This is a genomic window from Bartonella sp. AA86SXKL, assembly GCF_042196885.1.
In genome coordinates this window covers 1-1,008 of the sequence record NZ_JBHIRE010000085.1, presented here as the reverse complement: position 1 = coordinate 1,008, position 1,008 = coordinate 1, and the positions used below count along the sequence as shown (strand labels likewise).

At 38.3% G+C, this 1,008-nt stretch carries 1 protein-coding gene and 1 pseudogene; both read right to left on the bottom strand.

Annotated features, from left to right (window positions below; genetic code table 11):
• Nucleotides 1-323, bottom strand: a pseudogene (locus tag ACFIO5_RS09920) (DUF3792 domain-containing protein); the annotation flags it as partial.
• A 477-nt stretch (nucleotides 324-800) separates the two neighbouring features.
• Nucleotides 801-1,008 (bottom strand): hypothetical protein (locus tag ACFIO5_RS09915; RefSeq protein WP_375705307.1); only part of this gene is annotated, 208 nt, incomplete at its 5' end.

Sequence of the window (1,008 nt, the reverse complement as noted above, 5' to 3'; positions counted from 1 at the left end):
TGAAGAGCGCCTGACGATTCTGCAAAACGTCCGGCAATAAAACCTCCCAAAGCAAGGCTGATCAGTGTAACGATAAGAGATCCTATGCCAAAGGAGCGTAACGAACCTTCAAAAGGGGTGGAAGACGTGAAATCCATTTGATTGAAGCCTAAGGCTGCAACGAGAAAAGAGAGACAGATCGAGGTGGCTAGAGCTGTCACCAGGCCGGCAAAAATTGCCGACCATGAAATCGGCGTATGAAAGAGGGGATACTGTTCCTCTACAGATGTTTTGCCTAGAAAATGGGTATCAAAGGCTGTGTCTTCAGGAATGCGGGTTTCCATGTGTTTATCTCCTTGAATGATGCTGGAGATACAATGCTTCCTGAACCATTATGTTCCAAAAGAGACAAATTTGTGCCCAAAATAGACGCAAAATACCAAAAATAAACACTGATTATCCTCCCTGAAATTATTATCTTGGGATTATAATACCCCAATGATAAAAGGTCTTGTGGTAAAATCTCAACCTAAAATAACTTTATCAAAAATGTTCGTGCTAAAAAAATAAGCTAGCTAAAATAAAAAAACAGAAGGGATATTCTATATTAAGAGGCACTTTTGTAAAGGAATATGGCTTGTTTTGTTCGTATTCTGTCATGAAATTTGAAAATATTTTCTTTTTCATGAAAACCATGTTACCGGTCATTAATAGACAGTGACTATAGCTGCTGTTGTTATGAGTAGGATGTAGGATAGTTTTTGACTCCCATTTTATAAATGAGAACGCGTACCAATGAGTGGTGCTGGCGGCAGATGAGTTTAGTTAAAATTCATGATTTTAAGTGTACTGTCTTCTATAAAAAATGTTGTTTTTAAGCTACTACTCTGCTTCAAGGGCATTTGACTTAATAAAATCACGCATAAGAGCCTCTCTTGATCACAAAACATACAAGGAAAAGCTAAAAGAGCAAAATGAATACGAGCTTTCCAACCTTTGGGCTGCAATGTTGAAAAGAGGGGATGCTGT